Source organism: Candidatus Poribacteria bacterium (genome assembly GCA_016866785.1).
Lineage (GTDB): Bacteria > Poribacteria > WGA-4E.
The window spans coordinates 1-9,956 of the sequence record VGLH01000141.1 but is presented as its reverse complement, the minus strand read 5'-3'; the positions used below and the strand labels follow the sequence as shown (position 1 = coordinate 9,956).

Below are 9,956 nucleotides of genomic sequence, written 5' to 3'. Positions count from 1 at the left end.
GAATCGGGCGTGCTGCGCGGTCCGACGATGCTGGGCGCGGCGCTCACGAACCGGCCGTTCCTCAAGCAGATGCGCGAAGCGACGATCAACCTGAGCGAACCGGACGCATTCGCCGAGGAGGAAGAGACGGAAATCGCCCTGACGGATCAGGAGCGCGCGTTCCTGTCGGAGACGGTGCGGCAGCGGGAGGAGAACGCGCGGCTTCGGGCGGCGCTGGCGCGTCAGCGGGCGGAGTCGCGACTGGCGGAGGCAAAGCGCGAAGGGCGCGTCACGCCAGCGATGGAGGGCTGGCTTCGGGAGCTCGCCGAGTTGGACGACGAACGGTTCGAGCGCGTCGTGCGGACGCTGCCGGTCCAAGTGGTGTTTGACGAGATGGGTTCGGCGGGCGAGGGGGAGGTGTCGGACCCATGCGCTGCGCTGGACGAGGCGGTGAGCCGCCGTTTGCTCGCGTTGCGAGGAGAAGACCCGTCGCGGGAGGTGTCTTACGGGGAGGCGTTGGGGGTCGTGCAGCGGGAACAGCCGGAGCTCGTGACGGCGTATCGCCGGGCGGCGCGCAGCGAATGATGGCGAGGCGGAGGCGGGCGGGGTCGGTTCGGGATCAAGGAGGACGGGATGGCAACGCAGCAGTTGGTGGCGGGCAACGGGGTGAGCTTCGTGGCGGAGAACGACCTGTCGGCGAAGCAGTACCACTACGTCGAGCTGTCGGCGACGCGCGGGCTGGTGGACGCGCCGGACAACGCGGCGGACGTGCCGATCGGGGTTCTGCAGAACGATCCTTCGGCGGGCGAGGCGGCGGAGGTCATCACGCTGGCGGGGGCGATCGCGAAGGTCGTGTCGGATGGCTCTGGCGCGGCGATCGCCATCGGCGACACGGTCGGGACGAACAACGCCGGGAAGGCGGTCAAGAAGTCGGTGTCGGGCGACTGGTACAACGGCATCGCGCTGGACGCGTCGAGCGCCGACGGGAAGGTGATCGAGGTTTTGCTGACGGGTCCGCAGCAGCGAGCGTAAGCAGCGGCGGTCGGGTCAGGGACCCGCCGCTACCCGACCCCGCGCGGTGAGAGATCGGACGAGGAGTTTCTACATGGCTTTGCCGACGGTGAAGGACGTGCATCAGGACAGCGTGCTGTCCAACCTCTCGGTTCAGTACCGCAACGGCGACCTGATCGGTTCGCGGGCGATCCCGAAGGTTCTCGTGCGGAAGGCGTCGGACAAGTTCTACGAGTTCACGCAGGGCGACTGGTTCCGCAACGACGCGGGCGCGCGGGCTTCGACGACGACGGGGCCCGTCGGGGGCTACCGACTCTCGACGCAGAACTACAACACGACCCAGTACTCGATGGCGACCTACGTCGCCGACGAGGAGCGCGACAACGCCGACGAGGGGCTCGATCTGGACCGCCAGGCGGTGGAGTACTGCACGGACAAGGTTCTCATGAAGTTCGAGAAGGAGGCGGCGACGCTCCTCTTCTCGGCGGGGAGTTACGCGTCGGGTCACACGGTCACGCTGACGGGGACCGACCAGTGGAGCGACGGCGGTTCCAGCCCCATCGAGGACATCCGCGCGGGCGCCAACGTCATCGCCGGGAAGATCGGGCGGCATCCGAACACGCTCGTTCTGGGCGACGAGGTCTACTCGAAGCTGCAGGACCACGCCTCGGTTCTCGACCGGATCAAGTACACGCAGAAGGGGATCGTGACGCCCGACCTGCTGGCGGGTCTGTTCGACGTGGAGCGCGTGCTGGTGGGCAGAGGCATCGAGAACACGGCGGCAGAAGGCGTGACGCCCTCCTACGCGCGGTTGTGGGGCAAGCACGCGGCGTTGCTCTACGTGCCGGAGCAGGCGGGTCTGCGGACGCTGTCGTTCGCGTACTGGTTCGTCTGGCGGGGCTACGACTTCGCGACGGAGCGGTGGCGCAAGTCGGACGGCGGGAACGCGGACGGCTTCCGCGTGCGGGCGCAGTGGGATGCGAAGGTGGTGTCGGACACGGCGGGGTACCTCATCGTGAACGCGGTGGCGTAGGGCTCAGCGGGCGGAGGAGGCGGATACATGGCGCGGACGAACACCGCGAACCACGGATTCAGCCGCGCGACGGATTCGAGCGTCGATGCGTTCGACTTCACGCTCGATCACGGGGCGCTGCTGGATCGGCTCGATGCGGCTCTGCACGGGATCGCGTCGTTCGCGGCGGGCGGGAACTTGGTGAACGGCGCGGCGGGGAACGCGGGGAAGCTGCTCTCGGCGGCTGGTGATGCGACGCGGGGTCGGCTCATCGGGGCGTCGGCGGGACAGGACGCCGCGCTCATCTACCAGGACAACTCGGGCGGAACCGGCGCGGACAGATACGCTGCGGGCTACGACGACAGCGCGAACACCTTCGCCGTGAGCTACGTCGGCGGCGGCGCGTCGCTGGGCGACAACGGCTTGGGCGTGGACGCCAGCGGCAGGCCCTTCGGGGTGGGCATGTTGTGGCGGCAAGTCAACGGGAACCACATGGATTGGGTCTCGGCGAAGGAGGGGTCGAGCCTCAACACGCTCCATCGCTACAGCCGTCCTAACTTCACGTTCCCGTACGCGGCTCCGGCGACCTTCCTGAAGCTGAACTTCGGAAGCGTTGCGGGGAACTACGATGTGTTCTGCGCGAGAATCTGGTTCGCGTTCCGAGGCGGGAACAGCGGGAACGGATACCGATGCGGCTCGCGGCAGGTGGTGTTCTACCTGCACGCCGGAGTCATGGGCGCGGGAACCGTCGAAACGGTGGGAACCGACTCGACGCTTTCATCGCCATCGACCCCGGCGTTCTCGACGAGCGTGACTCAAGACCCGGACACGATCGCGTTCCAGGTGCAGTTGGGCGGGAGCGAGACGGGTGTTGGGCACATCGTCGTCGAGTTGATGCTGGCGCAATGGGCGGACACCGTGACGTTCAGCGCGTCGTAAGAGGCTCCCCTAACCGGAGAATGGAGCAGGCGCGATGCCGGAGACGAAATCGGTTCTCAAGGCGCGTCGGAGGCAGCGGCTGGACGGCTGGCTCTCTGCCAACGGCTTGCGGCTGGACGAGTACCCCTTCTGGACGACGGCGCAGCGGGACGCCGAGGGCGCGGAGTTCGCCCGGCTCGACGACCTCTACGAGGTCGAGAAGGACGCGCTGGCGTCGGAGCTGCTTGCGATGAGCGATGCCGCACGGGAGGCGTTCTTCGAGCAGGTCGGTTGGGTCCCGCAGGGCGCGACGGCGCAGGAGCAGGTCGATGACTACCTCGCCCGCGCTTGACCTGCTGACGATCCTGCTGACGCCGCTCCAGTGCGCGGCGCTGCTGGAGATCGTCGAGCGGGCGGACGTGAAGGGGTCGGACGCCCCGCTCGTGACGGGCATCCTGCGGGCGCTTGCGCAGGCGCTGGATGAGGAGTCCGCGTGATGGCTTACAGCACGGTCGAGGATGTGCAGCGGCTCTTCGCGAACATCGCGTTCGACGCGACGACTCCCGTGACGGACGCCGACATCACGGGGCTTCACATCCCGCTGGCGGACGCGACGATCGACGGGCGGCTTCGGGGCTTCTACGACCTGCCGCTCGCGGGCGCGGGGGACTTGGAGCTCCTGCGGCTGGTCAGCATGAACCTGGCGGCGGGCTCCGTCGCGGAGGTTCTCTACGAGACGACGAGCCAGCCGAACGTCCAGTCGGGCGCGCGGCGGCATCGGGAGTTGGGAGAGCTTCTGCTGGACGGGATCGCCGACGGGAGCCTTTCGCTGGAGGCGGAGCGCAAGGCGGTCGCCGACGCGGGCGTGTCGTCGGCTCCTCGGATGACGATGGATCGGGAGTTCTGACGGTCAGGGGGCGTCGCGATGGCGTATGTCGTCGTCACAGAGGATGAGGCAGCAGCCGAAGAGCATCTTCTCGAAGGGCTGAACCGCCTCAAGGGGGTTCTCGACGCGAACGCCGCCGTCCTGAAGTCGGGGGATCGGGCGGTTGCGCCGTCGTCGATCCAGTTGGGGGCTCAGGCGTCGGTGGCGCAGTTCCCGGCGATTCAGATCGAGGGGACGCTCGCGGACGAATCGCCGTGGACGCTGAGCGCGGAGAACCGGCTGCGGCTGACTTACCGGGTCGTGGGCTACGACGTGGCGCTGGGGGATTCGGAGCGGCTCGCGCAGAACCTGATGCAGTTGACGGATCGGATCGCGACGGTGATGCGGTTCAACCCGACGCTGGATGGGTTTTGCCACGACGCGCGCGTGGCGCGGGTCGTACTGGGGCGTCTGCGCGGGGGTCCGAGGACGACGAACCCGGTCTTCGCGCCGCATCCGATCCTGGCGGCTCAGATGGATGTCGTCATTGAGAAGGGCATCGCGCGTCCATAGGGCTTGTCCGTCGCTCCGGCGTAGGCGGGAGCCTCGTGGTCTGTCAGTGTGATGAACGGGGCAACCAACCCCCACCCTAACCCGCCCCCATTCGAGGGGGCGGGGATGGAGCCTCCTCCCTCCACGAAGTGTGGGGGAGGACTGAGGTGGGGGGGCGAAGGAACCAGAAGCTCGCCAGCGCGGTATGGGGCGGAGCGGACGGCAGAGGATCGAACATGCCGACATACACGGGCAAGGATGGGAAGGTGCGGCTGGCGCGCGCGCCGGACACGGGCGACGGTCCCGCCGGGAAGGACGACCTGGGGCAGGTGATCCGCTGGCGGCTCGACGTGTCCCAGGAGGTCGCCGACGGGACGACCTTCAGCGACGAGTACCGCGCGCTGGAGGCGGGACTGAAGACGTGGGACGCGGAGATCGAGCTCCTCTGGGACGCCGAGAGCGCGTCTGTCCGGCAGTCGGAGCTCTGGGAATGCCTTCTCGCGGACAGTTTCCCGGGTTCCCTGGCGGAGGACGGGCGGATCGAACTGACGCTGTTCGTCGAGGGCGAGGAGCCGGGCGGCAAGCGGGCGTATGTCGGGACGGGGGTCGTTCGGAGCGCGCGGGTTCTGACATCGCGCGAAGGCATCGTCCGTTGGTGGGCGCGGTTGGCGGGAACGGGTCCGTTGCTCTATCGGAGCGGCTTCTTCGACGCGGGAACCTTCGGCGCGTGGGAAGGCTACACGTTCGACGGCTTGGAGGCGCACACGTTCCAGAGCCTGGAAACACTACCTGAGGTGACATGATGCCGACGTATGCGGGCAAGAACGGTAAGGTGTCGCTGCTGGCTCCCAGCGGGAACCTGGAGGCTCCCAGCGCGCCGGATGTGGCGAATACGGTGGGGAACCTGACGGACTGGCGGCTCCACATCGAGCAGGAGCTGCTCGACACGACGGGCTTCGGCGACCAGTTCCGCAAGTACACCTTCGGACTGCGGGGATGGAGCGCGTCCGTCGAAGCCGTCTGGGACGCCGACACGGCGGCGAACAACCAAGACGAGTTGTGGGAAACGATCATGGCTCCCGACTTCTCCGGCACGTTGCCGACGAACAACCAGGTTCAGGTGAACCTCTACGTCGAGGGCGCGACGCCAGGGGCGCGGAAGGTCTACTACGGCGCGGCGTTCGTCGAGGGCGTCGAGGTCCACGTGCCGGTGGACAATCGGGTGACGGCGTCATTCCGCTTGCGAGGGAACGGGACCCTCAAGTTCACGGGAACCGGAGCGTAGAGGGAACCCGGAGGGGCGGCAGTGCCATGGCGAAGTTCATGGGCAGGCTGGGAGCGATCTACGCGCCGAATGGGCGAACCGACTACGCTGGGGTTCCGCTCGTCCAGGTGGGGGCGTCGGCGGAGCACGTCGTCGCGGACCTCTCGACGCGGATTGCGCGGGCGTTCGTCGAGGAGGCGGTTCCCGCCGACTTCTCGCTGTCCAGCGGGAGCGTGGCGGCGATCACGAAGCCGGTGGGTTCGGTGATGATCTCCGGCGGGACGCCGCCCTACACGCTGTCGAGCGCGGGGAACGTCGTCGCGACGCTCGCGCCGGTCGGCGGGTTCCTCGACTGGACGCTGGAGGTCGAGGAGTCCATCGCGGACGTGACAACGCTCGGCTCGGAGTATCGGGAGCGCCGCCGTCTCGTGGCGGGCTGGGAGGCGGTCGCGGAGCGCTTCTGGATCGACGAGAGCTTCTCGCTGGATGTGGGGGCGTCGATGGTGGCTATCGGGGAGCGATGCGTCGTCTCGTTCTTCGTGAACACGGACGCGACCCGGGCGTATCGGTACGTCGGGTTCGCGTCGGTGGAGGGGCTGGACGTGATGTCGCCGGCGCGGGGCATCGTGCGGGAGATGATCCGGTTCCGCGGGAACGACGCGCTCCATTTCCGCCGCGCGGCGGATTGATTGCACGTGAACGCAGGTGATGTAGGGGCGGGTCTGAGACCCGCCCCTACGGCAGTCAGAAAGCTGAGGGCGGGGCATGAACGACCTGATGCGCGAGATGGCGAACGCGCCAAAGGGAACCGTCACGCTGGGCGGACGCGAGTTCCCGTTGGTCGAGCTCAACTGGAACGACTACTGCGCCATCGAGGACGCCTTCGGGCGCGACCCGTCCGAGTGGCGGGGAATGCGGGCGTCGCGGTTCATCCTGTGGCTGGCGCTGCGGAAGTCGGACCCGACGCTCACCGTCGAGGCGGTGGGCGAGCTCGTCGCCGGGACGTACTTCGACCGGGCGGCGAACGCGCTCGACGCGGTCATGGGAGTCGACGGAGCCGACGCAAAAAACGGGTGAGCGCGGCGTCGCGGGACACGACCCACTGGGGATACCTGTTCGCGGCGTTCGCGCACTTCTACGGATGGGACTGGCGGAAGGTCATGGAGATGACGCCTCGGCAGACGCGCCACTACCTCGCGATGATCCGCTACGTGAGCGCGGACAGCCCGGACGCCGGAATCGTGCCGCCGCTGCCGTCGGCGTACCTCGACGCGGGCGATCTGCGGCGCGAGGTGTCGCAGGTCGGCGTTCCGCTGCCGGACACACTGGAGCCGCAACATGTTGGGTGAACTGATCGCGACGGTGCTGCGAGTGGCGGAACGCTTCGCTCGTCGAGCACTCCCGGCGCTGGTTCTCGCGGAGCAGGGCCCGTCGCCTTCGCGGGAGGGCATGTCGGCGCGGGAACGGGCGCGCGGCGTTCTCGTTCGCGTCGGGCGCGTTGGGAGGTCGCGGCAGTCGGGAGCCCGGCGTATGCTCGATCCCGTCGCGTCCGGCGCAGAGCTGGGACGCAAGGGCAGGCAGGAGCCTGCCGCTGCGGATATGCCACGCGCGGGCGGCGAGCCGTTCCGAGCGGCCGACGTTCACGCGTCGGCTGTTGGCGAGCGGACGGCGAGGCTCGCAGCGTCGGTTCAGCAGGTCACGGAGTGCGCGCGGGCTGCCTCGGTGCCGTCGGAGCCGCCTGGTTCAGACGTCGAAGAGCCGGGCGAGCCGGCAAGCGGGTCTGCATCGGTGGGTCGGCTCGCATCGCGCCGTCCGGGGACTCCGCTCACGGGAGGCATCGCGGGCATGGTTCTGCGGGCAGATGCGATGAGTCGGATGGCGGAGAGACGGCGGGGATTCGCGGCGCTGGCGGCGATCCCTCTGACAGGCGCGGCGTTCGGGCGGTCGGAGGGGCGTACCGGCGAGTCGCAGGGCGGACGGGGCGGCCGCGCGTTTGGGGGATCAGAATCCGGCACGACGGTTCACATCGAGCGGATCGACGTGAACGTCGAGCAGGTGGCGGACATCGCTGAGGTCGAGGGGTTCCATCGGATGCTGGGCGATGCGCTTCGGCGGGAGCGGATTCGGCTTGGCGGGTAGGTCGCTTCCCTGTGCTCGTCATTCCGCCCTTGGTCCGTCATTCCTGCGAGCCCCGCCTTCGCGGGGCCAGGAAGCGGGAATCCAGGGACTCTAGTGGTCAGTGACAGTGAATTGTCGGTTTGTCCAACCCCCACCCTAACCCTCCCCCATGCAAGGGGGAGGGGACATAGCCTCCTCCCCCCGCGAAGCGTGGGGGAGGATTGAGATAGGGGGAGGACGAAGTCTCCAAAGTAACTGACCACTAGGCTCCCGCCTTCGCGGGAGCGACGAGAGATAGGCGCGGGAGCGACGGAAGTGGGCGCGGAAGCAGAGCTTTGAAAATCGCAGGGTGGAACGGATGAGGTGGCTGGGATGAGCCTGATACTCGACGGGAACGGGTTCTCCTACACGGTTCCCGGCACGGTGGACCTGCGCGAGGTGTCGCAGCGGACGCGCCTGGGCGATGCGGTAGTCGTCGGTCGGCGGGGCGGGATCGTCCAGGCTCCGTCGTCGGTCGGCGGCTCCTTGGAGCTCGTCCTGTCGGGCTACCTGACCGAAGGAACGCCGTCGGAGCTGCGCCAGGCGTTCGCTGGCTTCGCCGAGGCGCTTCATTCCGGCGACCTGTCCGTGACGGACACGGACTTGGACCGCGTCGCACGGGCGCGGCTCAAGGGGCTCTCCTACGAGCGGGTCGGTGGCAGCAGCGGGAGCACGCTCCGGGTGGCGGCGCGGCTCGCCGTGCTCGACGGCGCGTGGTCGGACGCGGAATCGACTCACCAGTCCGGCACGATCACGCTTCTGAACGCTGCGACGGTGACGCGGAACCTCGTCTTCCACTACGCGGGCTCGGTCCCGGCGGCTCCGACGATCCGAGTGACCCTGAACGCCGGAGCGGTCTGGACGCCGGAGATCCGACGGATGGGCGGGAATCTGCTCGCGAACCCGTCGTTCGAGCGGGGGCTCTCCGTGCCGGAGAGCTGGACGGTCGACGCGGGATCGCCGCTGGTCGTGAGCGGTTCCGGTCGGCTCGGCGGACGGGCGGTCTCGGTGGGCGTGGCGGACCGGCTGCGGACGTCGGTTCCCGTGAACGGCGGCGAGACGCACACCTTCTCCGGCTACCTACGCACGGCGTCCAGCGGCACGGCGGATGTGGCGATCGCGTGGCGCGACTCCTCCGGCGCTCTGCTCGGAACGAACACGGCGGCTCCGTCGGCGACGTCGGCATGGACGCGCTTCGTCGTCGTGTGCCAGGGCGTCCCTAACGGAACGTCGGAGGCGCGAGTCCTGCTCGGAGCGGCGTCGGGCGTCGTCGAGTATGACGATGTCCAGTTGGAGCAGACGGGCTCCGCGTCGCCGTTCGGATCGGCAGAGCTCGTGTCGTTCACGCGGGATGGGGCGCTCGACTACTCGACGGGCGACCGGGGCTGTGCCATCGACATGGCGCGGGGAACCGCCCGCCGCTGGAACGCCTCGCACGTCGAGGCGGACGACCTCGCCGCGACGAACGGCCGGTTCTTCGAGCTGGAGCCGGACGATCTCGGCGTGTGTCATCTGCACTTCGCCGCGCCGACCGGCGGGACCCTCGGCGTCGAAGTCCACTACCGCGCGAGGCACGCCTGATGGGCAGGTTCTACCGCATCCACGTCTACGACGCCGGGAACGCGCAGCGGCTGACGATCCTGCGGAACGCGACGCGCATTCGGTTCACGCGGGAGATCGGCGGCATCGGCGAGATACGGTTCGACATCCCGCGCGACGACGACCAACTGCCGGAGCTGAGCGCGGGCAGGTTCGTCCGCGCCTTCGACACGCGCACGGAGACGGACGCGCTGGCGGGGATCGTCACCGGCGCGGTGGATATCGGCATCGAGGCGCGATTCACGCGGATATGGGCGTACGAGGCGCTTCTGCGGTTGGCGTTCTGCCGGATGCCGCCGGAGACGCGCCTGCGCGGCTCGCTCGCGGACAACCTGAGCCGGATCATCCGGCAGGGCGACGCGCGGCGGATCACGGCGGAAAGCACGTCTGCGACCGGCTCGCTCGGCGACGAGGTGTTGTCGTTCGACGGCGGGGGCTCCGGCAACCAGCTCGGAGCCTTCACGAACACCGAGAGCGTGAACCTGTCGCCGGCGTCCGACCCCAGCGACGACGGCGGCGCGGTCGTCCTGACCCAGAGCGGCGGCGTGTACGCCTCCAGCGGGACGTACGTCACGCCCTTCATCGACTTCGGGAGCGCG

15 protein-coding genes are annotated in these 9,956 nt (G+C 68.7%); all 15 read left to right on the top strand.

The features are described from left to right. The coding region (locus tag FJZ36_16160; GenBank protein ID MBM3216435.1) for a hypothetical protein at nucleotides 1-564 on the top strand (564 nt) is incomplete at its 5' end. Between the two features lie 48 nt (nucleotides 565-612). Beyond that, on the top strand, nucleotides 613-1,011 hold the full coding sequence (locus FJZ36_16155; GenBank protein ID MBM3216434.1) for a DUF2190 family protein: 399 nt from the start codon (nucleotides 613-615) through the stop codon (nucleotides 1,009-1,011). Nucleotides 1,012-1,084: 73 nt separating this feature from the next. Beyond that, complete coding sequence (locus FJZ36_16150) at nucleotides 1,085-2,023, top strand: hypothetical protein (GenBank protein MBM3216433.1); 939 nt, start codon at nucleotides 1,085-1,087, stop codon at nucleotides 2,021-2,023. Between the two features lie 27 nt (nucleotides 2,024-2,050). Further along, a complete protein-coding gene (locus FJZ36_16145) occupies nucleotides 2,051-2,941 on the top strand; it encodes a hypothetical protein (protein MBM3216432.1) in 891 nt (296 codons plus the stop codon). A 34-nt stretch (nucleotides 2,942-2,975) separates the two neighbouring features. Next, nucleotides 2,976-3,272, top strand: coding sequence for a hypothetical protein (locus FJZ36_16140; GenBank protein ID MBM3216431.1), 297 nt, complete (start codon nucleotides 2,976-2,978; stop codon nucleotides 3,270-3,272). 144 nt (nucleotides 3,273-3,416) lie between these two features. After that, nucleotides 3,417-3,827: a DUF1320 domain-containing protein gene (locus FJZ36_16135; GenBank protein MBM3216430.1), complete on the top strand. Its 411-nt coding sequence runs from the start codon at nucleotides 3,417-3,419 to the stop codon at nucleotides 3,825-3,827. Between the two features lie 18 nt (nucleotides 3,828-3,845). Beyond that, nucleotides 3,846-4,358 carry a hypothetical protein gene (locus FJZ36_16130; GenBank protein ID MBM3216429.1) on the top strand — a complete coding sequence of 171 codons (513 nt, stop codon included), beginning with the start codon at nucleotides 3,846-3,848 and terminating at the stop codon, nucleotides 4,356-4,358. 215 nt (nucleotides 4,359-4,573) lie between these two features. Continuing rightward, nucleotides 4,574-5,140, top strand: a complete 567-nt coding sequence (locus FJZ36_16125; GenBank protein MBM3216428.1) for a hypothetical protein — start codon at nucleotides 4,574-4,576, stop codon at nucleotides 5,138-5,140. Continuing rightward, the gene (locus FJZ36_16120; GenBank protein MBM3216427.1) at nucleotides 5,137-5,622 is read left to right on the top strand and encodes a hypothetical protein; all 486 of its coding nucleotides are present in this window, start codon (nucleotides 5,137-5,139) and stop codon (nucleotides 5,620-5,622) included. Before FJZ36_16125 ends, FJZ36_16120 begins: the two co-directional genes overlap by 4 nt. A 26-nt stretch (nucleotides 5,623-5,648) precedes the next feature. Continuing rightward, nucleotides 5,649-6,290 (top strand): hypothetical protein, encoded by a 642-nt coding sequence (locus FJZ36_16115; GenBank protein MBM3216426.1) that lies wholly within the window; start codon nucleotides 5,649-5,651, stop codon nucleotides 6,288-6,290. Nucleotides 6,291-6,366: 76 nt separating this feature from the next. Then, entirely contained in the window at nucleotides 6,367-6,678 is a 312-nt protein-coding gene (locus FJZ36_16110) for a hypothetical protein (GenBank protein ID MBM3216425.1), read from the top strand. After that, complete coding sequence (locus FJZ36_16105; protein ID MBM3216424.1) at nucleotides 6,675-6,950, top strand: hypothetical protein; 276 nt, start codon at nucleotides 6,675-6,677, stop codon at nucleotides 6,948-6,950. Before FJZ36_16110 ends, FJZ36_16105 begins: the two co-directional genes overlap by 4 nt. Beyond that, the gene (locus FJZ36_16100) at nucleotides 6,940-7,740 is read left to right on the top strand and encodes a hypothetical protein (GenBank protein ID MBM3216423.1); all 801 of its coding nucleotides are present in this window, start codon (nucleotides 6,940-6,942) and stop codon (nucleotides 7,738-7,740) included. Before FJZ36_16105 ends, FJZ36_16100 begins: the two co-directional genes overlap by 11 nt. Before the next feature lie 351 nt (nucleotides 7,741-8,091). Beyond that, nucleotides 8,092-9,339: a hypothetical protein gene (locus tag FJZ36_16095; protein ID MBM3216422.1), complete on the top strand. Its 1,248-nt coding sequence runs from the start codon at nucleotides 8,092-8,094 to the stop codon at nucleotides 9,337-9,339. Next, nucleotides 9,339-9,956 (top strand): hypothetical protein (locus tag FJZ36_16090; GenBank protein MBM3216421.1); only part of this gene is annotated, 618 nt, incomplete at its 3' end. The genes FJZ36_16095 and FJZ36_16090, both read left to right, overlap by 1 nt.